Below are 20,095 nucleotides of genomic sequence, written 5' to 3'. Positions count from 1 at the left end.
CAGAGGGAACAAAATGAGCGATATCGAAGCACGTGTCAAGAAAATCATTGCCGAACAACTCGGCGTTGAAGAGTCCCAAGTCACCAATGAAAAGGCATTCGTCGCCGACCTCGGTGCAGACTCGCTCGACACGGTCGAACTCGTGATGGCGCTCGAAGACGAATTCGGCATCGAGATCCCGGACGAAGACGCCGAAAAGATCACGACGGTCCAGAACGCCGTCGACTACGCCACCAAGAACCAAAAGGCCTGATCGGCCAAGCTGAGTCTCCGTTTCTTCGGCCCCGCAGTTTCCATGCTCGCGCGTGCCATGCAGCGGTCTCAGTGCTCCCAGAAAGGTTTGCCGGCATGACCAAACGCCGCGTCGTCGTGACCGGGCTCGGTTGCCTCGCTCCTGTCGGAAACACCGTCACCGAATCCTGGGCCAATCTCTTGGCCGGGAAGTCGGGCATCGAGACCATTACCAAGTTCGATGTGAGCGCTTTTTCCTGCAGGTTTGCAGGCGAAGTGAAGGGTTTCGACATCAAGCAGTACATCCCGGAGAAGGAAGCGCGCCACATGGACCGCTTCATCCATTTGGGGCTCGCCGCAGCAATGCAGGCAGTGCAGGATAGCGGCTTGCCAACCGGTGATGCATTGCCGGAAGAGCAGGCGGTGCGCATCGGATGCAACATCGGCTCCGGCATCGGCGGGCTCCCGTTGATTGAAGACACCCACGCCGAACTGGTGAACCGCGGCCCACGCCGTGTGTCTCCATTCTTCGTGCCGGCGTCCATCATCAACATGATCTCCGGCCACGTCTCCATTCAATATGGATTCAAGGGTCCCAACATCGCTGTCGTTACTGCCTGCACGACGGGCTTGCATGCAATCGGAACGTCCGCTCGCATGATCGAGTACGGCGACGCCGATGTGATGATTGCCGGCGGCTCCGAATCTACGGTTTCCCCCTTGGGATTGGGGGGATTTGCAGCGGCAAGAGCCCTGTCCACCCGGAATGACGATCCGTCCACCGCGTCTCGGCCGTGGGACAAGGACCGCGATGGCTTTGTACTCGGCGAAGGTGCTGGCGTTCTCGTGCTCGAAGAGTATGAGCGCGCAAAGGCACGAGGCGCCAAGATCTACGCTGAAGTCTCAGGTTTCGGAATGAGCGGAGACGCCTTTCACATGACTGCGCCGAACGTCGACGGTCCGCGGCGGTCCATGGAAATGGCGCTGGCCAATGCTGGCGTAAACCCTGATCAGGTGCAGTACATCAACGCCCATGGAACGTCGACCCCGTTGGGCGACTTGAACGAAACCAACGCCATCAAGAATGCGTTTGGTGATCACGCCAAAAAGCTCGTCGTCAATTCGACCAAGTCGATGACCGGCCACTTGCTAGGCGGTGCCGGCGGCATCGAATCGGTGTTCACGGTTCTTGCGCTACATCATCAAAAGAGCCCGCCGACGATCAACATCTTCAATCAAGACCCGGAGTGCGATCTCGACTACTGCGCGAATGTAGCGCGTGATCTCAAGATCGATGTCGCGGTCAAGAACAATTTCGGATTTGGCGGCACCAACGGCACGCTGGTGTTCAAGCGCGTTTGATTCTGTTCGACTCATGCACAGCGCCCCCTCGGTGAGCTATCCGGTGGGGCGCTCGCGCAATGCGGAGCGCATTCTGCTGATCTCGTGGGGACTTGGCGTCTGCGCTGTCTCGATTGCCTGCGTGCGGACGCCGAGCACCGGGTGGCGAGAGGGCCTTCTGCTGTTGACCGCCATTGGCGCGGGAATGATGGCATGGGTTGGCGCCATCCGTCACTCGGCATCGGCTGATCTGATCTTTGACGGGCAGCATTGGACAGCGTCAGGAGAAGCTCCGATTCAAACGGCTCGGGCAAGCGTGGCGTTGGATCTCCAGTTCCTGCTGCTGGTCTGCTTGTCTCAATCTGGTCGTAGGCGGCGCTGGATCTGGCTCGACCGCAATGCCATGCCTGCTCGATGGACAGATCTGCGCCGTGCGCTATATTCGCGCGCTGCTCCGACCGATCCATCAAGTCGCGCGCCGAGTTCGACTGGGCCGAACGCCCTCAAATCCTCATCATGACAGCTTCGCCACCCCCAGTGCCACCCGGCGCCGGTCTTGCCGATGGGCCGGCCGAAGCTGCCAAACCTGGGGAGGTCGATTTTCAGCTCGTTCAGCGAACAGTCGCCGGAGACCAGAAGGCGTTCGAGCTGCTCGTCATCAAGTACCAGCGGCGGATCGAGCGCTTGATTGGACGGATGGTTCGGGACGTCAATCTGGTCGAAGACATCGCCCAGGAGACTTTTATCCGAGCCTATCGCGCGCTCCATCAGTTTCGCGGCGAAGCTCAGTTCTACACCTGGCTCTATCGGATCGCAGTCAACACGGCAAAAAAGGCGCTGGTAGACATGAAGCGCGACCCGACGGTATCGGAGAGTGCCTTGCGTTCGTCTTCCGAAGACGACGATGAAACTTACCGACCCGGAAACGAACCAATCAGCGACGAGACCCCCGAATCCGTTTTGGCTGCCAATGAAATTGCGGCGGCCGTTGAAGCGGCGATGGAAGCACTGCCCGCCGAGCTCCGGCAGGCAGTGACGCTGCGCGAGATCGAGGGGATGAGCTATGAAGAGATTGCCGAAGTCATGAGCTGTCCGATCGGCACGGTGCGGTCGCGCATCTTTCGGGCACGTGAAGCGATTTCGGCCAGGGTCAAACCCTTGCTGGACAACCAGTCCGGCAAGCGCTGGTGAGCAGGTGAATAAGATGAACACAAACTTGGTTCGTGAGCAGGTGTCCGCGCTTGCCGATGGCCATCTGCGCGATGATGAATTCGCACAGATCATCGGCCGAATTTGCGTGGACGAAGAATTGCGTTCTGTATGGCAAACCTACCATCTGGTTGGTGATGTGCTTCGGTCGGGCGCGCATGCGGCATGCAGCGATAGTTCGACGTTCCTGTCCCGGCTGCAGGGCCGATTGGCGTCCGAGCCCGCAGCCCCGCCTCTCATTGCTGCACCGGTGGATGCAAGTCCGGTACAGAGTGTGCATGGCGAAGCCGCCAACGAACCTGCGTTTCGCTGGAAGCTGGTCGCGGGCGCCGCGTCTCTGGCAGCGGCGGCGGCGATAGGCTGGAACTGGGTGGGCGTGGGTGGTGGGCGTTCCGCGGATGCGCAACTGGCGCAGCAACAAGCTCCTTCAGCGGTCGTCGCAACGGCGAACACCCCCAGGCCGCCGCAGACATTGGTTCCTGCGCGCGTGCTCGTCGGGTCCGGAGATCCTCAGGTCATGATTCGTGACCCGAGGCTGGACCAATTGCTCGAGGCCCATCAGCAGGTTGGCGGCGCGTCCCAGTTGCCGTCGGGCTTCCTGCGCAATGCCACCTTCGAAAGACCTTCGCGCTAATTGCGTGCCTGCTCCTCATGCAATGACTGTCTCGATGCAAATACCCGCGCGCAGGTCCGCGATCCTCATGGCCGCACTGTGCATGGCGCAGTTTGCTGTCGGGCAGACGCGGATGCCCTCACCGCCAGCGAAAGGCGCCAGTAGTGCGGGCGACGCTCCGGCTCTGGGTGTCGTGGAGTGGCTCCAGCGCATGCATGCCGCTTCTCGGCAGCGTAGCTATGCGGGCACGTTCGTTGTTTCCGCCGAAGCCGGTAATCTCTCGAGCGCCCGGATCTGGCACGTGTGCGAAGGCGATCTGCAGATGGAGCGGATCGAAGCCTTGTCGGGGCCGCCCCGGTCCACTTTCCGGCGCAACGACCATGTCGTGACCTTTCTGCCGGAATCAAAAATCGTCAAAAGCGAAAAGCGGGAAAACCTTGAACTGTTCCCGAGTTTGTCGGGTTCTCCGGATTCCTCGATCGCCAATTTCTATGATGTTCGCGTGATCGGCAAGGACCGTGTGGCTGGCTTCGATACCGACGTGGTGCAACTCGAACCGCGGGATAGACTTCGGTTCGGCTATCGCGTGTGGAGCGAGCGGCGGTCAGGGCTGGTCTTGAAGCTGCAGACGGTAGACGGCGACAAAAAGGTGATCGAGCAGTCGGCTTTTTCCGAGCTTCAGCTCGATGCACCGATCAAGGTTCACGCGCTGACGCAGATGATGAGCAGCACCGCGGGTTACCGGGTCGAGAAGTCCGAGCTCGAGCGCACGACGGCGCAGCGCGAAGGGTGGACGCTGAAGAAAGACGTTGCCGGCTTCAGGCCGGTGAATTGCTATCGACGACCTACCGCCGGCGAAGGTCAGGGGCACACGATGCAATGGACTTTCTCGGATGGCCTTGCCTCTGTCTCGTTGTTCCTGGAGCCTTACGATGCCGAGCGCAAACCGCAGGAAGTGCTCCTTGCGCTCGGAGCCACTTTCACGCTCACGCGCCGCTTGGTCGACAAGGATGGCGAATGGTGGCTGACTGCCGTGGGTGAGGTGCCGCCGCAGGCGCTGGACGCTTTTGCACAAAACCTCGCGCGCTTGCATTGAGTGTTGGCGCGCATAGATGGTGTTTTCAGTCTAAGTCTCTCAAACGAAAGAAGCTGATGATGTTCAAAGTCGAGGGGAACACATTCCGCTCATGCTTGCTGGCCTGCGCTGTCGCTGTCGTATCGACAACTGCATTGCTGCCATCAACTCCGGCATCCGCCCAAACGCGCGTGCTTCCGGACTTCACCGATCTGGTCGATCAGGTCGGTCCCGCCGTGGTCAACATTCGTACGGTCGAAAAGGTGACGCAGGGCGGCAACCCCGAAATGGACGAGGAGATGCAGGAGTTCTTCCGGCGCTTCTTCGGCCAGCCCATGCCAGGGGTGCCGCGGCAGGGTCCCCGGCCGAATCGGCCTCAAGCGCCGCAGGAAGAGGAGCGGCCCCGCGGCGTGGGGTCGGGCTTCATCCTTTCGTCGGATGGCTTCGTCATGACCAATGCCCACGTCGTCGATGGCGCGTCCGAGGTGCTCGTGACCTTGCCGGACAAGCGTGAGTTCAAGGCCAAGATCATCGGCGCAGATAAGCGGACAGACGTGGCGGTCGTGAAGATCGATGCGACAGGTCTTCCTGCGGTCAAGGTCGGAGACATTTCGAAGCTGCGGGTCGGCGAATGGGTGATGGCGATCGGGTCTCCGTTCGGCCTCGAGAACACGGTCACCGCTGGCATCGTGAGCGCCAAGCAACGGGATACCGGCGACTACTTGCCCTTCATCCAGACTGACGTGGCGATCAATCCCGGAAATTCGGGCGGCCCGTTGATCAACATGCGCGGCGAAGTCGTTGGCATCAACAGCCAGATCTATTCACGGTCCGGCGGGTTCATGGGTATCTCCTTCTCCATCCCGATCGATGAAGCCATTCGCGTGAGCGATCAGTTGCGTGCGTTCGGCCGTGTTTCGCGTGGGCGAATCGGCGTGCAAATCGATCAGGTGACCAAGGATGTCGCCGAATCGATTGGCCTCGGCAAGGCACAAGGCGCGCTCGTGCGCGGAGTGGAGTCAGGGTCTCCGGGCGAGAAAGCCGGGATCGAGCCGGGCGACATCATCACCAAGTTCGACGGTAAAGCCATCGATAAGCCAAGCGATCTGCCGCGCCTGGTCGGAAACACGAAGCCCGGGACCAAGAGTTCGGTGACTGTGTTCCGCCGCGGCAATTTGCGGGACTTGAACGTGACAGTCGCTGAGATCGAACCTGACAAGCCAATCAAGCCAACCTCTGATCGGGAAGACTCGTCCAGCAAAACGCCAGCATCAGCCGCTGCCAAGTCGATGGGCCTGACGTTGAGCGATCTCACTGAAGCGCAGAAGAAAGAGCTGAAGCTGAAAGGTGGCGTGAAGGTCGATGCAGCCTCGGGTGCCGCGGCTCGGGCTGGATTGCGCGAGGGGGACGTGGTCCTCGCGATCAGCAACGTGGAAGTGGCCAATGTGAAGGACTTCGAGGCGGCCCTTGCGAAGTCGGACAAGAACAAGCCTGTGAGCCTGCTTTTCCGTCGAGGCGACTGGGCGCAATATGCGCTGCTCCGGCCCGCACGCTGAACTCTTCTCGTGCGTCAAGTGGCCCCACCGCGCGGTCGGGTTTGGGTTCGATTTTTTTCCGGGTTGTCGCGCGGAGACAGCGTCTCGATCAAAAAAAATCGACTCACCAAGCGTTGTTTCGTAGTTGGCACTCGCTAACTACAGGATCGGCTAACGACGAAAATCAGTAGAATATAGGAGCCGTGGCGGTTCAACTTTGCATAAGGAACCCGATCTTCTTCACGATGCGAGATGCCCAATAGCCGTCCACCGGTGGTCCACAGTTCGCCCACAAGTTGTTAAGCATTCGGTCCACCGATCCTGTTGATAAGCTGTTCATAAGAGCCATGTTGCTGGCCTGCAACGACCAATCCCGGACCTCGGTCCCGCTGTACGCGCACCCCTTTTTGCCTACAATGAAGTTCCAACTACTGCAGTTGCCATTGCTTGTTGGTTCAGGGCGCGTCTCTTGTAGACGCGCCCTTTTTTCTTGCCTGCTTCCGACTTCGCGCAAGCCAATTCAAGTACTTAAGCGTTCCCGTTGATGAATCACATCAGAAATTTTTCGATCATTGCGCACATTGATCATGGCAAGTCGACGCTTGCGGATCGATTGATCCAACGCTGCGGTGGACTCGCTGAGCGCGAGATGGAAGCGCAAGTCCTCGACTCGATGGATATCGAGAAAGAGCGTGGGATAACCATCAAGGCGCAGACAGCCGCGCTGCACTACAAGGCGCTCGATGGGCAGGTCTACAACCTCAATCTGATCGACACGCCGGGCCACGTCGACTTCTCTTATGAGGTGAGCCGCTCGCTCTCCGCATGCGAAGGTGCGCTGCTCGTCGTCGATGCAAGCCAAGGTGTTGAAGCACAGACAGTGGCCAACTGCTACACCGCATTGGACCTCGGCGTCGAGGTTGTGCCGGTGCTCAACAAGATGGATTTGCCTCAGGCCGATCCCGATAACGCGAAGGCTGAAATCGAAGACGTGATCGGCATCGACGCAACCGACGCGATTCCATGTTCGGCCAAGACGGGCATGGGCATCGATGAAATTCTCGAGGCGATCGTCGCGAAAGTGCCGTCGCCGCGTGGCAATCCAAACGGCGCACTGCGCGCGATGATCATCGACAGCTGGTTCGATGCCTACGTTGGTGTCGTGATGCTGGTGCGCGTTGTCGATGGCCGTCTCGCCAAAGGCGATCGAATCAAGATGATGGCCTCGGGCGCCACCTACAACGCCGACAACCTGGGTGTGTTTACTCCCGCAACTGAAGTGCGCCAGTCTCTTGAAGCCGGGGAGGTGGGTTTCATCATCGCCGGGATTAAGGAACTTCAGGCTGCCAAGGTGGGCGACACAGTCACGCTGATCAAGCCGGGCACGGGTGGTGCTGCCGCCACAGCGACCGAGGCATTGCCGGGTTTCAAGGAGATCCAGCCCCAGGTCTTCGCCGGGCTCTATCCCACCGAGGCGAGCGAGTACGACTCTCTTCGCGACGCCCTCGAGAAGCTCAAGCTCAACGATTCGTCGCTGCACTACGAGCCCGAGGTTTCGCAGGCACTGGGCTTCGGATTCAGATGCGGCTTTCTCGGCCTGCTGCACATGGAAATCGTGCAGGAGCGTCTGGAGCGTGAATTCGATCAGGACCTGATCACGACCGCGCCCAGCGTGGTCTACCAAGTCGTCAAGAACGATGGCGAAGTCATCATGGTCGAGAACCCCTCCAAGATGCCCGACGTCGGCCGGATGTCCGAGATTCGCGAGCCGATCGTCACGGTTCATCTCTATATGCCGCAGGAGTACGTCGGTTCGGTCATGACGCTTGCCAACCAGAAGCGCGGCGTCCAGATGAACATGGCGTACCACGGGCGGCAAGTGATGTTGACCTACGAAATGCCGTTGGGCGAGATCGTGCTCGATTTCTTCGACAAGCTCAAATCGGTGAGCCGGGGCTATGCATCCATGGACTACGAGTTCAAGGAATATCGCGCGTCGGACGTCGTCAAGGTCGACATCCTGCTCAACGGAGAAAAGGTCGACGCGCTGTCGATCATCGTGCACCGGAGCCAGAGCCAGTTCCGTGGCAGGGCCGTCGTTTCGAAGATGCGCGAAATCATTTCGCGGCAGATGTACGACGTTGCGATCCAGGCAGCTATCGGGGCCAACATCATTGCACGTGAGACAATCAAGGCTCTGCGCAAGAACGTGCTCGCCAAGTGCTATGGCGGCGACATTACCCGCAAGAAGAAGCTGCTTGAAAAGCAGAAGGCGGGCAAAAAAAGAATGAAGCAGATCGGCTCGGTCGAGGTCCCGCAAGAGGCCTTCCTCGCCATCCTTCAAGTCGAAGACTAAAGATGGCATTTCTCACTTCCCTGATTCTCGCGGCCTTCGTCGGCTATGTAGGCGCCTGGTATTTCGGCGCAGTCGAAGGCAACTTTGCGCTGCTGCTCTTCCTGGCAACAGTTGTCACCGGCGCCTATTGGCTCGCCGAGCGCTTCTATTTCCTGCCCAGACGCCGACGCGCGGCCGAAGCGCTCGACGCCTCGCTCGCGAGACGGCGTGAGGAGCTGAGTCGCCAAGGCATCACGCAGGTCGACACAGTCGACGCGAAGGCCAGCGAACGCCTGATCATGCAGCCATGGTGGCTGGATTGGACCGCCGGGCTGTTCCCGGTGATCCTCGTCGTGTTCCTGCTGCGGTCGTTCCTCTTCGAACCCTTCAAGATCCCGTCGGGTTCCATGATGCCGACGCTTCTCACGGGCGACCTGATCCTGGTCAACAAATTCGTCTATGGCCTGCGCCTGCCTGTGATCAACACCAAAATCACCGATGGTCGACCGCCAGCGCGGGGGGACGTTATGGTATTCCGCTACCCGCCCAAGCCGAGCATGGATTACATCAAACGCGTGGTGGGAGTCCCGGGGGACGAGGTGGCATACCTCAACAAGAAGCTCACGATCAACGGCCAGCCCGTGAGCAAGGACGCGGTGCCGGATTTCTTCGACGAAGAGACGATGCGCTACCTCAAGCAATACACCGAAAAGCTGGGGGACACGCAGCACAAGCTGCTCAACGACGATACGCGCCGAGCCGGGCTTTCCGAAGTTGAGATCATGCCGTTCCCTAATCAGGAAAATTGCCGCTACAGTGTTGAAGGTGTCGTGTGCAAGGTGCCGCCTGGCTATTACTTCATGATGGGCGACAACCGTGACAATTCGCTCGATTCGCGCTATTGGGGGTTTGTTCCAGACGCGAACATCGTCGGCAAGGCGTTTTTGATCTGGATGAATTTTGGTGACCTGAGGCGGATCGGCACATTCAAATAAGTATTCGGCAATTCATCGAGGGGAAAGAGGGCATGAGGACTCAGCAGGCAAAGCAGAAGCAGCGCGGCATCTCGTTCTTGGGACTTTTGTTCGTGGCCATTGTGGTCGCGTGCGTGGGCGTCGTGGTGGCCCAGGTCATTCCGACGCTGATTGAATATCAGGCGATCACCAAGGCCGCCAACAAGGCCAAGGAAGGCACGACCGTGCCTGAAGTCCGCGCCATCTTCGATCGCGCGCAGGCCATCGACGACTTCAAGTCCGTCAGCGGACGGGATCTCGACGTGAAGAAGGACGGCGACAAGGTGGTGGTGTCCTTTGCCTACGATCGTGAAATTCACCTTTTTGGACCCGCCTTTTTGGTGCTCAAGTACCGAGGCCAATCGAGCTAGATGAAACGCACGTCCAGGTTTGCCGGTGGCCGGCCCGCAGCGCCGATCGTGTCGTGACCGGCAATGGCCTGGCTGCGCTTCAGGCGCGCCTTCAGCATTCGTTCGCGGACCTGCGACTCCTGCAGCAGGCATTGACGCATCGCAGTTTCTCCTCTGATCACAACGAGCGGCTCGAATTTCTCGGCGACTCCGTCCTGAATTTGGCCGTCTCGCATCTGCTTTTCACCCGCCTTTCGGAAATGCCGGAGGGCGACCTGTCCAGGGTTCGGGCCAATCTGGTCAAACAGGAAACCCTGCATCAACTCGCGGTCAAGCTGGCGTTGTCGCCGCTCTTGCGATTGGGGGAAGGCGAGGCACGTTCAGGAGGGCCCAACCGGCCATCGATCCTGGCTGACGCTTTAGAAGCCGTCATCGGCGCGGTCTACCTCGACGCCGGATTCGTCGCTGCTCAAGCGCTCGTGCAACGCCTGTACGAGCCTGTCGAGATCAATCCGCGCATGGAAGCTGTGGCCAAGGACCCAAAGACTGAATTGCAGGAATGGCTTCAGGGCCACAAAATGAAGTTGCCGGTTTATCGCGTAGTCGGAACCCTCGGCGCGGCGCACAAGCAGACTTTCGAGGTTGAGTGCGAAGCGCCTGATCTGGGTCTGCGTGAGCACGGCATTGGCGGCTCGCGCCGTGCCGGCGAGCAGGCTGCCGCGGCGGCGATGTTGATCCGGCTCAAGGCGCGCGGCGCGAAAGCATCCCCATGAACGACCCCAAAGACTCCGCTCCCCAATTGCCAGAAGGTGGTGCGGAAGCCGCGCACACGGCCACAGCAGCCAATCCCGTTTCCCAGCGATGCGGCCTCGTCGCCATCGTCGGAAAGCCCAATGTCGGCAAGTCGACGTTGCTCAACGCTCTCGTCGGCCAGAAGATCAGCATCACTTCGCGCAAGGCACAAACTACGCGCCACCGCATCACGGGCATGCGCACGCTCAGAGCCACGCAGTTCGTGTTCGTCGACACGCCCGGCTTTCAGACACTCCACGCCAACGCGTTGAACCGATCTCTTAACAAGACGGTGGTCGGGGCGGTTTCGGACGTCGATCTGATCCTGTTTGTGGTCGAAGCCGGTAGTTTCACGCCGGCAGACGAGCGCGTGCTCAAGCTTCTCGGCACAGGTATTCCCACGGTATTGATCGCCAACAAGTTGGACAACGTGCATCGCCGCGCCGACGTCGCACCGTGGCTGCAGACGATGCAGCAGAAGCATGCCTTTGCGGAGTTCGTGCCCATGTCGGCAAAGAATTCGAAAGACATCGAGCGCCTCTTCGGCATCTGCGAAAAATACCTGCCCGAACAGGCTTGGTGGTACGCCGAAGACGAACTCACTGATCGCAGCGAGCAGTTCCTGGCGAGCGAGATGGTGCGCGAGAAGCTGTTTCGCCTCACGGGCGACGAGCTCCCTTACACATCCACCGTCATCATCGACAAGTTCGAGGAAGAGCCGCCTGCGCGCAAGGGCCAGAAGCGCCTGCTCAAGATCGCCGCGACGATCGTGGTGGAGCGGGACGGCCACAAGGCGATGGTCATCGGCGACAAGGGCGAGCGCATCAAGCGCATCGGTACCGAGACGCGCCAGGAGCTCGAAAAGTTGATGGACGCCAAGGTGTTCATCGAGCTTTGGGTCAAGGTGCGCTCCGGCTGGGCCGACGATGAAGCCCGTGTGCGATCTTTCGGCTATGAATGAGCAAAAAGGGTGACGGCCACCCGAGATGAGCAAGTCTGCGGGTATGCGAGCCACTCATGAGCCGGCCTATGTGCTGCATCGCTACGACTGGAGCGAATCGAGCCTGATCCTCGAGACCTTCACGCGGCACCACGGCCGCATTGCGCTGGTTGCAAAGGGGGCGAAGCGTCCGAGCTCGAATTTCCGGCCCGTCTTGCTGCCGCTGCAGCCGCTGCAGTTGAACTTCAGCGGCGATGCTGAAATCCGCACCCTCAAGGGCGCCGAGTGGATGGGTGGGCACGTGATGCCTACCGGCGAGGCGCTGCTGTCGGGCTACTACGTCAACGAACTCTTGCTGCGCCTGCTAGCTCGCGACGACCCGCACGAGGCGCTTTTCGATGCCTATGCGGCGGTTGTCCAGGTTTTGGCAGGTGACCACGCGGCCGCTCAGGCCGCGACGCAAGCCGCTGCACTGCGCGCGTTCGAACTGCTTCTGTTGCGCGAAGTCGGCTTGCTTCCAGCACTCGATGCGCAGACGCTGACCTTGGCGCCGCTGGCGCCCGCCGCGCGCTATGCGCTCGTGCCGGAGGCGGGCTTGCGGGAAGCATTCGACGACGAGGCTGCGCTCCAGGGCGCCGATTGGTTGCTATTGCAGACAGCGCTCGATGATCGCGCGCCATTTGCCTCGACTCTGCGAGTGTGTGCTGGTGTGAACGGCGCGCTTCGTACCCAATTGCGCACCTTGCTCAACTACCATTGCGGCGTTGCAACGCTGCGTACGCGACAGATGATGCGGGACCTGCAAGCCCTATGAGCACTTCCAACTCCACCGCCCTTTCGGTCAATCTCAACAAGGTCGCCCTGGTGCGCAATACGCGCCAGCTCGGCATCCCCAGCGTCGTGTTCGCGGCCGCCCTGTGCCTCGACGCCGGGGCGCATGGGATCACGGTGCATCCGCGCCCGGACGAGCGGCACATTCGCCCGCAGGATGTGCATGATCTGTCCGCGCTGCTGCACAAGGACTGGCCCGACGCGGAGTTCAACATCGAGGGCAATCCTTTTCACAACCTGATGGAGTTCGTCCGCGAACTGCGTCCGCACCAGGCGACCTTCGTTCCAGACAGCGAGTCACAGTCGACCAGCGACCATGGGTGGAGCTTTCCCGAAGATGCCGAACGCCTCAGGCCGGTGATTGCCGAAGCGCGCGCGCTAGGTGTGCGCGTGAGCCTGTTCATGGATCCGGATCCCGAAATGATGGCGGCTGCCAAAGCCGTCGGGGCCGATCGCGTCGAGCTTTACACGGAAGGCTATGCGGCCTCCCGTGATACCTCGAAGGCAGATGCCGTTTTGCAGCTTTACGTCGAAGCCGCACGGGCGGCGCAGGCGGCCGGTCTCGAGGTCAATGCCGGCCACGATCTGAGCCGCGAGAACCTCACGGAGTTTTTGCGCGCCGTGCCCGATGTCCGCGAGGTCTCCATCGGCCATGCCTTTGTCTCCGACGCGCTCGAACTCGGATACGCCGCCGCGACGCGCGAGTATCTGCGCCGAATCGACGAGGCCCAGTGATCTACGGCATCGGTACCGACATCTGCGACGTCCGGCGCATCGCCGCCACGTTGCAGCGACAGGGCGACCGGTTCGCCCGAAAAGTCTTGACTGACGCCGAGTACGCGACTTGGCAGGCCCGCAGCGCTCGCTGGCCCCACCGCGGCCTGCGCTATCTAGCAACTCGGTTTTCGGCCAAGGAGGCCTTCAGCAAGGCAGTCGGAATGGGCATGCGGATGCCGATGACCTGGCGGAACTGCGAGATCGCGAACCTGAAGAGCGGCAAGCCCGTGATCGTGCTGCACGGCGCCCTGAAGGAATGGTTCGAAGGAGAGGGCCTGATTGCCCACGTGACTGTGACTGACGAAACCGACTATGCGGCGAGCTTCGTGGTCGTCGAGCGAAAGCAATGACCGACGAAGCACCACACGCCCCGCTGATCATCGACGTCGCTGGGACCGAACTCAACGCTGCTGACCGCCGTCGGCTCGCTGATCCATGGGTCGGGGGAGTGATTCACTTCGCCCGCAACTGGCGAGATCGTGCGCAGATGTGTGCCCTGAATGCCGAGATCAGGGCACTGCGCCCGGACGTTCTCATCTGCGTCGATCACGAGGGTGGTCGCGTCCAGCGTTTTCGCACCGATGGGTTTACGCGTTTGCCGTCCATGCGCAAGCTTGGCGAGATGTGGATGAACGACCCGCTCCGGGCAGCGCAGGTCGCCGTGGCCTGCGGCTACGTCATGGCGGCCGAACTCCGGGCGTGCGGGGTGGACTTCACTTTCGCACCGGTGCTGGACCTGGACTACGGCGAAAGCAGCGTCATCGGGGACCGCAGCTTTCATCGCGACCCGCGCGTTGTCGCGATGCTGGCCAGGAGCCTCATGCATGGATTGCTTCAAGCGGGCATGGTCAATTGCGGCAAGCATTTTCCCGGGCACGGCTTCGTCAAGGCCGATTCGCACGTCGCGATGCCGGTCGATCGGCGCAGCCTCAAGGCAATCCTCGCGGGTGACGCTCGCCCCTACGACTGGCTTGTCGGCTCGCTCGCAGCGGTCATGCCGGCACACGTGATTTACCCCAAGGTCGATGGGCGACCGGCAGGGTTTTCCTCGAAGTGGCTGAAGGAGATCCTGCGCGGCAAGTTGCGCTTCGAAGGCGCGGTATTCAGCGACGACCTCAGCATGGAAGCTGCGCGCCGGGTACAGGGCAGACTGCTGAGCTATACGGACGCCGCCATGGCTGCTCTCCACGCCGGCTGCGACTTGGCGCTGCTCTGCAACCAGAGCCTGGGCGGCGGCGCTGTGCTCGACGAATTGCTGGATGGCTTCGCCGCGGCCGTCCGGGATGGCGGATGGGCGCCGAACCCCGCGAGCGAGACACGCCGCCTGAGCCTGCTTCCCAAGGTGCCGTCAGTGGAGTGGACGACACTCATGCAATCGACCGCCTATCGCCAAGCCATCGAGATGATGCAGCGGCTTGATTGAACGATGACCTACGCGGCGGTCACCGACCAGAGCCGTTCGCCGCCCAGGTCGAGATGCGTCAAATACAGACGCAGGTCGAACTCGAACTGGTGATATTGCGGCTCCATGTGCGTGCACAGTTGGTAGAACGCCTTGTCGTGCTCGCGCTCCTTCGTGTGGGCCAGTTCGTGCACCACGATCATCCGCAACCACTCTTCCGGCACTTCCTTGAACAGGCTCGCCACCCGGATCTCGCGCTTTGCCTTCAGGCGGCTTCCTTGCACGCGCGAAACCGTTGTATGCGTGCCGAGGGCGTTCCGGATCACATGGAGCTTGTTGTCGAACATGACCTTGGACACCGGGTCTGCATTGCGCAGGAACTGGCTCTTGATGTCGCCCACATAGTCGTACAGCGCGCGGTCGGTGCGGATGTCGTGCGTGCTGCCGTAGCGCTTTTGCAGCCACTCGCCAAGGCCGTTGCGCTCGATGAGTTGCTCGATCTGGGTGCGAAGCGCCGCAGGATATGCGGCCAGATACTTCATGCGGTTTCCGCGACGCGTTTCGAGGCCGCCGCATAAGCTAGCCCAGCAGCCACACCGCCGAAAAGATCGCCTTCGATCATCTCGACGTCGGGAAATGCCTTGCGCAGTCCGCTCTGGAATGGGCGCAGCGCCGACGAGCCGCCTGTCAGGTAGATCGCATCAAGCTTGTTGCCGCCCAACATCGCTCCCTGAACGCATTCCCGCGCGCACCTGATCACGTTCTCGAGCGCCGTGGCCAGGTGTAGTGCCATGGCGTCGGGCGCGAACTGCGCCGACAAGCCGGCCTCCGCACAAGACAGGTCGATGGCCACGCTGTCTTCGGCCATGGACGCTCGAATTTTGGCCGCTTCAACTTCGCTCGCGATGCGGTGGCCTTCGCGATTCACAAGCACGTTCATCAGGCGGTCGTGCAAACGCAGTTCGACGTAGTTGGTGCGCAGATCCTGAACCTGCCGGATCGCCTTCGGCGCGTAGAGCCAGTTGATCAGATGCCACGACGAGAGGTCGAAAAAGGTGCGGCTCGGCACCTCGCGGCCTTGTGGCCCGATATGGCGAAAGCCGAGCTGCGGCATCGCGCATTCAAGGCTCAGTCGCTGGTCGAAGTCGGTGCCGCCGATGTGGACACCCGTGGTGGACAACACGTCCACAGCGCGATCGCTGGCGGCCATGCGATCAGGCCCGAGGCGCACCACCGTGAAGTCGGAAGTGCCGCCACCGATGTCGACGACCAGGACCAGCGCTTCGCGCTTGATGCGCCGCTCGTAATCGAATGCCGCCGCGATCGGCTCATATTGAAAAGACACTTCGCCCAGTCCGGCGTTCTTCACCGCCCGCCGAAGGGTCTCCTCCGCGAGTTTGTCGCGGTCGATGTCGTCATCGACGAAACGAACCGGGCGACCCACCACCACGCGGCTCGGCTTCTTGCCGAGTTGCTTTCCGGCACGGTTTCCGAGCTCCGAAAGGAAGAGGGTGATGATGTCCTCGAAGCGCACCGGCTCGTTGAAGATCTCTGTCTGCTCCTGCACCAGAGAGCTGCCCAGCAGGCTCTTGAGCGATCGCATCAGCCGGCCTTCGGTGCCCGCCAGGTAGAGCGCGATTGCTTCGCGGCCGAAGTGCGTGGTGCGCTCCTCGGCGTTGAAGAAGACGGCGGTCGGGATCGTCGTCGCGGCGCCTTCGAGGGCCAGCGGACGCGCCTTCCCGTCCTCCGCGACGAAGGCGACGGCGGAATTCGACGTGCCGAAGTCGATTCCGATCGCCGATCCGCGGGTGTTCAAGATTCCCGACGCAAGGCAGGAAACAGGATCACGTCACGAATGCTCGGCGAATCTGTCAGCAGCATCATCAAGCGATCGATGCCGATGCCGCAGCCGCCTGTGGGTGGCATGCCGTATTCGAGTGCGCGCACGAAATCGTGGTCAAAGTACATCGCCTCATCGTCGCCGCTGTCCTTGGCTGCGACCTGCGCATTCAATCGCGCCGCCTGGTCTTCGGCGTCGTTGAGCTCGCTGAAACCATTGCCGAACTCGCGGCCCGTGATGTAGAGCTCAAAGCGCTCCGTTACTTCGGGACGATCGTCGTTGGCGCGCGCCAACGGCGAAATTTCAGTCGGATGTTCCATGATGAAGGTCGGCTGCCAGAGCTTCTCTTCCACTGTCTCCTCGAAGTACATCACCTGCAGGCTGGCGAGACTGCGTTGCGAGAGCTTGTCCTTCTCTTCGGTCAGGCCGAGCTTGCGCAGGGCGTTGACCAGCCAACTCGCGTCGTCGACGTTCGTTCCTGCATCGGTGTACTTGAGGATCGCCTCGCGGATCGTCAGCCGCTCGAAAGGCTTCGCGAGGTCCACTTCCTTGCCCTGGTAGCTCAGTTGTTGGCTGCCGACCGTCTTGTCGGCGATCGTGCGGATCAGCGTTTCGGTGAAGTCCATCAGGTCGCGGTAATTCCAGTAGGCCGCGTAGAACTCCATCATCGTGAATTCGGGGTTGTGCCGCACCGAAATGCCTTCGTTGCGATAGCTCCGGTTGATTTCGAACACGCGCTCGAAGCCGCCCACGATCAGCCGCTTCAGATAGAGCTCCGGCGCGATGCGCAGGAACATCTCCTGGTCGAGCGCGTTGTGGTGCGTCACGAAAGGCTTGGCGTTGGCGCCGCCCGGAATGGGGTGCAGCATCGGCGTCTCGACTTCGAGGAAGTCGTTTGCCACCATGAATTCGCGCAGGGCGCTCACGGCGCGGCTGCGTGCGGTGAAGCGTTCGCGCGCGGCCGCATCGGTGATGAGGTCGACGTAGCGTTGGCGGTACTTCTGTTCCTGGTCAGCCATCCCGTGGAACTTGTCGGGCAGTGGCCGCAGGCTCTTTGTCAGGAGGCGCAGCTTGGTGACCTTGACCGACAGCTCGCCGGTCTTGGTCTTGAAGGCGGTGCCTTCGGCGCCGACGATGTCACCCAGGTCCCAGCGCTTGAACTCGGCGTAGGCTTCTTCGCCGACGGCATCGCGCGTAACGTAGAGCTGGATGCGTTCGGTGGAATCCTGCACCGTCGCGAAACTCGCCTTGCCCATCACGCGCTTGAGCATCATCCGGCCGGCGACGCTGACCGGCACGGGCTTCGCGTCCAGCACTTCAGGCGGCGTCTCGCCGTGGGTGGCGATCAGCGCGGCTGCGCGGTCGGCTGGCTTGAAGTCATTCGGAAAAGCGACCCCTTTGCCTTCTGACTGTGCTTGACGCAGCGCCTTCAGTTTTTCGCGCCGTTCGGCAATCAGTTGGTTGTCGTCGATGGGCGCGGCCGGCGTTGCGGCAGGAGCGGGAACAGAGGGGATCAGGTGGTCGGACATGAGGCAGGATGGTGGCGCACGCGACAGGCGCGCGCAACCGGCCATTTTATCTCTGGCGGGCATGCCGCAGGCCGATGTCGACGGGGCGCCGACATTGGCGCCATCGCTATGGAACTTGTAGCAGGCTACCCGATGATCCCGGTGCGCGTCAGGACGTCGCTGACCAGTTCGAGCCGCATCAACGGACTGTCCAATTCCATCAGGCGCTGCTTGAGTTCGGTTTGCGCCGGCAGCAGTTCGCACCAGCGATTGGCAACCCATCCGCAGTCTTCGAACTTGTAGGGTTCCGGAATCGGCAATCGAACTGTGGCGTCACCTTCGTTGCGCCTGCGCTCTTCCAGCGTGTCGATCAGCCGGCGCAACGCGTCGGCAGCTGGCCGCAAGTCGCCAGGGACTTCGAGAGGCAGATCGTCGGCAATGGATTCGACATTGGCCGTCCACAACCCGTGCTTTTGCATTTCGCTCGAACGGATGCGAAAGCGCTGCGTGCCGAGGCATTCGATCTGCATGAGGCCGGCCTGCGGTGACGCGAATTCGCAGATCGCCGCGAAGGTGCCGACAGCGGCAAAGCTCTCGGCTTCGGCCCCGGCCCTGCGAACCTCCGAGCCTTGCGTGAGGCTGACCACGCCGAAGGGCGACCCATTCTTGTGGCATCTGCCGATCATGTCCAGGTAACGCACCTCGAAGATTCGCAAGGGCAGCAGTCCGCCGGGAAACAGCACGATGCCTAGCGGAAACAGGGGGAGGGAATGCAGAACGAGAGGTGTCGTCATCGGTGAACCTTGGCGTGGCTATCATCGCATTCCGCTCACGACTTCGCGCCATGCTCTATCAGATTCCATCGTTCCTGCTCGACGTGATCGTCGGCCTTCTGGGCGGCGCTTGCCTGCTGCGTCTGTACATGCAATATCACCGGGTGCCTTTCGGCAATCCGCTGGGGCGCTTCGTGTTCGCGATCACCGATTGGATCGTGCTGCCGCTGCGCCGCATCGTGCCGCCGATCAAGCGCTGGGACTTGGCCAGCCTGATCGCCGCCTGGCTGCTGGTCATGGCGAAGTTCGTTCTTCTCTGGTTGCTGATGGGCGGCCTGGGGCGCTGGGCGATCCTGCCGCTGGTGTCGCTCGTCGGGCTGCTGCAACTCGCAGTCTCGGGACTCACTGCGCTACTGATCGTCTATGCGGTGCTGTCCTGGGTGCCCAACGCGTCTTCCATGCTTCAGGACTTGATCGCGCGCCTCGCCAATCCGCTGGTGCGGCCGCTGCGTCGGTTCGTTCCGCTCATCGGCGGCGTCGACTTGTCGCCCATGGTCGCGATCGTGCTGTTGCAGGTCGGCGCCATCGTGCTGGGCAGCGTGATGGCGTCGGTCTTCACCCTCGGAGGGTGAGCCCGGTCTTTCCGGCGTCTGTCAAATGACCGCGTCTGCAGGCTGACGCAGCAGCATCGCCAAGGTGCTGGCGACGGTCTTGCGCAGTTCGCGCCGGTCGCAGATCAAATCGATCGCGCCCTTGGTCTGCAGGAATTCGGCCCGCTGAAAGCCTTCCGGCAAGGTCACGCGCACGGTGGATTCGATCACGCGCGGGCCGGCAAAGCCGATCAGCGCCTTTGGCTCCGCAATCACCACGTCACCCACGAACGCAAAACCTGCACTCACGCCGCCCATGGTCGGATCGGTCAGCACGCTGATATAGGGCAGGCCCTTCTTCGCCAGGTGGGTCAGCGCCGCGTTGGTCTTTGCCATCTGCATCAGCGAGAGCAGGCCTTCCTGCATGCGCGCGCCGCCGGTCGCGGTGAAGCAGATGAAGGGCACCTTCTGCTCGATTGCCGTCTGGACGCCGCGTACGAAACGCTCGCCCACGACGCTGCCCATGCTGCCGCCCATGAAGTCGAACTCGAAGCAGGCAACCACTACGTTGATGCTGTGCACCGAGCCGCCCATGACGACGAGCGCGTCGGTTTCGCCGGTGTTTTCCAGCGCTTCCTTGAGACGCTCGGGGTACTTGCGGCTGTCCTTGAACTTGAGGGCGTCGACCGGCAGGACTTCCTGCCCCACTTCGTAACGGCCTTCGGAGTCGAGGAAGGCGTCGAGACGCGCGCGCGCGCCGATGCGGTGATGATGGCCGCAGCTCGGGCAGACGTTCTGGTTGTGTTCCAGGTCGGTCTTGTACAGCACGGTTTCGCAACTCGGGCACTTGATCCAGAGCCCTTCGGGCATCTGGCGACGCTCGCTCGGGTCCGACGGCGCGATTTTTGGCGGTAGCAGTTTTTCAAGCCAGCTCATGGGG

At 61.3% G+C, this 20,095-nt stretch carries 22 protein-coding genes; 16 read left to right on the top strand and 6 right to left on the bottom strand.

Annotated features, from left to right (window positions below):
* The first annotated feature begins 13 nt into the window (after positions 1-13).
* The 9 genes from acpP to AC1DSF_RS16620 all read left to right on the top strand — a co-directional run bounded on the left by acpP (position 14) and on the right by AC1DSF_RS16620 (position 9,723).
* The gene (acpP, locus tag AC1DSF_RS16660; protein ID WP_007830471.1) at positions 14-253 is read left to right on the top strand and encodes an acyl carrier protein; all 240 of its coding nucleotides are present in this window, start codon (positions 14-16) and stop codon (positions 251-253) included.
* Between the two features lie 95 nt (positions 254-348).
* Complete coding sequence (gene fabF / locus AC1DSF_RS16655; RefSeq protein ID WP_478127311.1) at positions 349-1,593, top strand: beta-ketoacyl-ACP synthase II; 1,245 nt, start codon at positions 349-351, stop codon at positions 1,591-1,593.
* 495 nt (positions 1,594-2,088) lie between these two features.
* On the top strand, positions 2,089-2,763 hold the full coding sequence (rpoE, locus tag AC1DSF_RS16650; protein ID WP_478127310.1) for an RNA polymerase sigma factor RpoE: 675 nt from the start codon (positions 2,089-2,091) through the stop codon (positions 2,761-2,763).
* 13 nt (positions 2,764-2,776) lie between these two features.
* Positions 2,777-3,415, top strand: a complete 639-nt coding sequence (locus AC1DSF_RS16645) for a sigma-E factor negative regulatory protein (protein ID WP_478127309.1) — start codon at positions 2,777-2,779, stop codon at positions 3,413-3,415.
* A gap of 22 nt (positions 3,416-3,437) precedes the next feature.
* Complete coding sequence (locus AC1DSF_RS16640) at positions 3,438-4,490, top strand: MucB/RseB C-terminal domain-containing protein (protein WP_478127308.1); 1,053 nt, start codon at positions 3,438-3,440, stop codon at positions 4,488-4,490.
* 56 nt (positions 4,491-4,546) lie between these two features.
* Positions 4,547-6,025 carry a DegQ family serine endoprotease gene (locus AC1DSF_RS16635; RefSeq protein WP_478127307.1) on the top strand — a complete coding sequence of 493 codons (1,479 nt, stop codon included), beginning with the start codon at positions 4,547-4,549 and terminating at the stop codon, positions 6,023-6,025.
* 523 nt (positions 6,026-6,548) lie between these two features.
* Positions 6,549-8,360, top strand: coding sequence for a translation elongation factor 4 (lepA, locus tag AC1DSF_RS16630; protein ID WP_478127306.1), 1,812 nt, complete (start codon positions 6,549-6,551; stop codon positions 8,358-8,360).
* 2 nt (positions 8,361-8,362) lie between these two features.
* Positions 8,363-9,334 (top strand): signal peptidase I, encoded by a 972-nt coding sequence (lepB, locus tag AC1DSF_RS16625; protein WP_478127305.1) that lies wholly within the window; start codon positions 8,363-8,365, stop codon positions 9,332-9,334.
* A gap of 32 nt (positions 9,335-9,366) precedes the next feature.
* Positions 9,367-9,723 carry a DUF4845 domain-containing protein gene (locus tag AC1DSF_RS16620; protein ID WP_478127304.1) on the top strand — a complete coding sequence of 119 codons (357 nt, stop codon included), beginning with the start codon at positions 9,367-9,369 and terminating at the stop codon, positions 9,721-9,723.
* Here AC1DSF_RS16620 and AC1DSF_RS16615 read toward each other — a convergent pair.
* On the bottom strand, positions 9,720-9,863 hold the full coding sequence (locus AC1DSF_RS16615) for a hypothetical protein (RefSeq protein ID WP_478127377.1): 144 nt from the start codon (positions 9,861-9,863) through the stop codon (positions 9,720-9,722). The two genes, AC1DSF_RS16620 and AC1DSF_RS16615, sit on opposite strands and share 4 nt — an antisense overlap.
* On the opposite strand from AC1DSF_RS16615, the gene rnc reads away from it, so the two are divergent.
* Genes rnc through nagZ form a run of 6 tightly spaced genes read left to right on the top strand, consistent with a single transcriptional unit; the run spans position 9,834 to position 14,465 of the window.
* Complete coding sequence (rnc, locus tag AC1DSF_RS16610) at positions 9,834-10,475, top strand: ribonuclease III (protein ID WP_478127370.1); 642 nt, start codon at positions 9,834-9,836, stop codon at positions 10,473-10,475. The two genes, AC1DSF_RS16615 and rnc, sit on opposite strands and share 30 nt — an antisense overlap.
* Positions 10,472-11,455: a GTPase Era gene (gene era, locus AC1DSF_RS16605; RefSeq protein ID WP_478127303.1), complete on the top strand. Its 984-nt coding sequence runs from the start codon at positions 10,472-10,474 to the stop codon at positions 11,453-11,455. Before rnc ends, era begins: the two co-directional genes overlap by 4 nt.
* Before the next feature lie 43 nt (positions 11,456-11,498).
* Complete coding sequence (recO, locus tag AC1DSF_RS16600) at positions 11,499-12,248, top strand: DNA repair protein RecO (protein WP_478127302.1); 750 nt, start codon at positions 11,499-11,501, stop codon at positions 12,246-12,248.
* Entirely contained in the window at positions 12,245-13,000 is a 756-nt protein-coding gene (locus AC1DSF_RS16595) for a pyridoxine 5'-phosphate synthase (RefSeq protein WP_478127301.1), read from the top strand. The genes recO and AC1DSF_RS16595 overlap by 4 nt, the downstream gene beginning before the upstream one ends.
* Positions 12,997-13,392, top strand: a complete 396-nt coding sequence (gene acpS, locus AC1DSF_RS16590; protein ID WP_478127300.1) for a holo-ACP synthase — start codon at positions 12,997-12,999, stop codon at positions 13,390-13,392. The genes AC1DSF_RS16595 and acpS overlap by 4 nt, the downstream gene beginning before the upstream one ends.
* Positions 13,389-14,465, top strand: coding sequence for a beta-N-acetylhexosaminidase (nagZ, locus tag AC1DSF_RS16585; protein WP_478127299.1), 1,077 nt, complete (start codon positions 13,389-13,391; stop codon positions 14,463-14,465). Before acpS ends, nagZ begins: the two co-directional genes overlap by 4 nt.
* A gap of 8 nt (positions 14,466-14,473) precedes the next feature.
* Here nagZ and AC1DSF_RS16580 read toward each other — a convergent pair whose 3' ends face one another.
* From AC1DSF_RS16580 to AC1DSF_RS16565, 4 genes are all read right to left on the bottom strand, one after another.
* Complete coding sequence (locus AC1DSF_RS16580; RefSeq protein ID WP_478127298.1) at positions 14,474-14,986, bottom strand: YgjP-like metallopeptidase domain-containing protein; 513 nt, start codon at positions 14,984-14,986, stop codon at positions 14,474-14,476.
* Positions 14,983-16,260, bottom strand: a complete 1,278-nt coding sequence (locus AC1DSF_RS16575; protein ID WP_478127297.1) for an Hsp70 family protein — start codon at positions 16,258-16,260, stop codon at positions 14,983-14,985. Before AC1DSF_RS16575 ends, AC1DSF_RS16580 begins: the two co-directional genes overlap by 4 nt.
* Complete coding sequence (lysS, locus tag AC1DSF_RS16570; RefSeq protein ID WP_478127296.1) at positions 16,257-17,813, bottom strand: lysine--tRNA ligase; 1,557 nt, start codon at positions 17,811-17,813, stop codon at positions 16,257-16,259. Before lysS ends, AC1DSF_RS16575 begins: the two co-directional genes overlap by 4 nt.
* A 125-nt stretch (positions 17,814-17,938) precedes the next feature.
* On the bottom strand, positions 17,939-18,586 hold the full coding sequence (locus AC1DSF_RS16565) for an LON peptidase substrate-binding domain-containing protein (RefSeq protein ID WP_478127295.1): 648 nt from the start codon (positions 18,584-18,586) through the stop codon (positions 17,939-17,941).
* Positions 18,587-18,636: 50 nt separating this feature from the next.
* Here AC1DSF_RS16565 and AC1DSF_RS16560 point away from each other — a divergent pair, with 50 nt between their 5' ends.
* Complete coding sequence (locus AC1DSF_RS16560) at positions 18,637-19,197, top strand: YggT family protein (RefSeq protein WP_478127294.1); 561 nt, start codon at positions 18,637-18,639, stop codon at positions 19,195-19,197.
* 21 nt (positions 19,198-19,218) lie between these two features.
* On the opposite strand, the gene accD is transcribed toward AC1DSF_RS16560, so the two are convergent.
* On the bottom strand, positions 19,219-20,091 hold the full coding sequence (gene accD, locus AC1DSF_RS16555) for an acetyl-CoA carboxylase, carboxyltransferase subunit beta (protein ID WP_478127293.1): 873 nt from the start codon (positions 20,089-20,091) through the stop codon (positions 19,219-19,221).
* Between the last annotated feature and the right edge of the window lie 4 nt (positions 20,092-20,095).

It is taken from the genome of Variovorax sp. 01N429 (assembly GCF_056399425.1).
The sequence above is the reverse complement of the archived record's forward strand: the minus strand, read 5'-3'. Positions and strand labels throughout refer to the sequence as shown.

Excerpts from the sequence above, each read along its gene's own strand:
- lepB (WP_478127305.1), top strand. The coding sequence starts at position 8,363 with ATGGCATTTCTCACTTCCCTGATTCTCGCGGCCTTCGTCGGCTATGTA.
- fabF (WP_478127311.1), top strand. The coding sequence starts at position 349 with ATGACCAAACGCCGCGTCGTCGTGACCGGGCTCGGTTGCCTCGCTCCT.
- era (WP_478127303.1), top strand. The coding sequence starts at position 10,472 with ATGAACGACCCCAAAGACTCCGCTCCCCAATTGCCAGAAGGTGGTGCG.
- lysS (WP_478127296.1), bottom strand. The coding sequence starts at position 17,813 with ATGTCCGACCACCTGATCCCCTCTGTTCCCGCTCCTGCCGCAACGCCG.
- AC1DSF_RS16640 (WP_478127308.1), top strand. The coding sequence starts at position 3,438 with ATGACTGTCTCGATGCAAATACCCGCGCGCAGGTCCGCGATCCTCATG.
- lepA (WP_478127306.1), top strand. The coding sequence starts at position 6,549 with ATGAATCACATCAGAAATTTTTCGATCATTGCGCACATTGATCATGGC.
- nagZ (WP_478127299.1), top strand. The coding sequence starts at position 13,389 with ATGACCGACGAAGCACCACACGCCCCGCTGATCATCGACGTCGCTGGG.
- AC1DSF_RS16565 (WP_478127295.1), bottom strand. The coding sequence starts at position 18,586 with ATGACGACACCTCTCGTTCTGCATTCCCTCCCCCTGTTTCCGCTAGGC.
- AC1DSF_RS16620 (WP_478127304.1), top strand. The coding sequence starts at position 9,367 with ATGAGGACTCAGCAGGCAAAGCAGAAGCAGCGCGGCATCTCGTTCTTG.
- AC1DSF_RS16560 (WP_478127294.1), top strand. The coding sequence starts at position 18,637 with ATGCTCTATCAGATTCCATCGTTCCTGCTCGACGTGATCGTCGGCCTT.
- AC1DSF_RS16580 (WP_478127298.1), bottom strand. The coding sequence starts at position 14,986 with ATGAAGTATCTGGCCGCATATCCTGCGGCGCTTCGCACCCAGATCGAG.
- AC1DSF_RS16615 (WP_478127377.1), bottom strand. The coding sequence starts at position 9,863 with ATGCGTCAATGCCTGCTGCAGGAGTCGCAGGTCCGCGAACGAATGCTG.
- AC1DSF_RS16595 (WP_478127301.1), top strand. The coding sequence starts at position 12,245 with ATGAGCACTTCCAACTCCACCGCCCTTTCGGTCAATCTCAACAAGGTC.
- acpP (WP_007830471.1), top strand. The coding sequence starts at position 14 with ATGAGCGATATCGAAGCACGTGTCAAGAAAATCATTGCCGAACAACTC.
- AC1DSF_RS16635 (WP_478127307.1), top strand. The coding sequence starts at position 4,547 with ATGATGTTCAAAGTCGAGGGGAACACATTCCGCTCATGCTTGCTGGCC.
- recO (WP_478127302.1), top strand. The coding sequence starts at position 11,499 with ATGCGAGCCACTCATGAGCCGGCCTATGTGCTGCATCGCTACGACTGG.
- accD (WP_478127293.1), bottom strand. The coding sequence starts at position 20,091 with ATGAGCTGGCTTGAAAAACTGCTACCGCCAAAAATCGCGCCGTCGGAC.
- rpoE (WP_478127310.1), top strand. The coding sequence starts at position 2,089 with ATGACAGCTTCGCCACCCCCAGTGCCACCCGGCGCCGGTCTTGCCGAT.
- AC1DSF_RS16645 (WP_478127309.1), top strand. The coding sequence starts at position 2,777 with ATGAACACAAACTTGGTTCGTGAGCAGGTGTCCGCGCTTGCCGATGGC.